Origin of the sequence: Xanthobacter autotrophicus (assembly GCF_030015065.1) — a bacterium.
Taxonomy (GTDB): Bacteria; Pseudomonadota; Alphaproteobacteria; order Rhizobiales; family Xanthobacteraceae; genus Xanthobacter; species Xanthobacter autotrophicus_D.
On record NZ_JAIVFN010000474.1, the window covers coordinates 1 to 422 of the forward strand.

The window sequence follows — 422 nt, forward strand, 5'->3', positions numbered from 1 at the left end:
GGACATGGGCCGGCAGATCGTGCAGCAGCTCTTCATGTCGCCGCGCGTGCTGGGCGTGGCCGCCGCCATCCTGATCCTGCTGGGCGTGATCCCCGGCATGCCGCACGCCGTGTTCCTGATCCTGGGCAGCGGCTTCGGCTACGCCGCCTGGCTGCTGCACCAGCGCGCGAACGCACCCAAGCCGGTCGAGGCGCCCCCGCCCCCGGCCGGCGACGGCGAGGCCAGCTGGGACGACCTGCAGCCGGTGGACCTGCTCGGCCTGGAACTGGGCTACCGCCTGATCTCGCTCGTGGACAAGAGCCGCCAGGGCGACCTGCTCACCCGGATCAAGGGCGTGCGCCGCAAGTTCGCGCAGGAAGTGGGCTTCCTGCCGCCGGCCGTGCACGTGCGCGACAACCTGGAGCTCAAGCCCAGCGCGTACC

The 422-nt window shown here is 72.0% G+C and carries 1 protein-coding gene; it reads left to right on the forward strand.

The annotated features are described in order from the left end of the window. Nucleotides 1-422, forward strand: a 422-nt coding sequence (locus K9U40_RS24100) for an FHIPEP family type III secretion protein (protein ID WP_282892568.1), incomplete at both ends; no start/stop codon positions are given.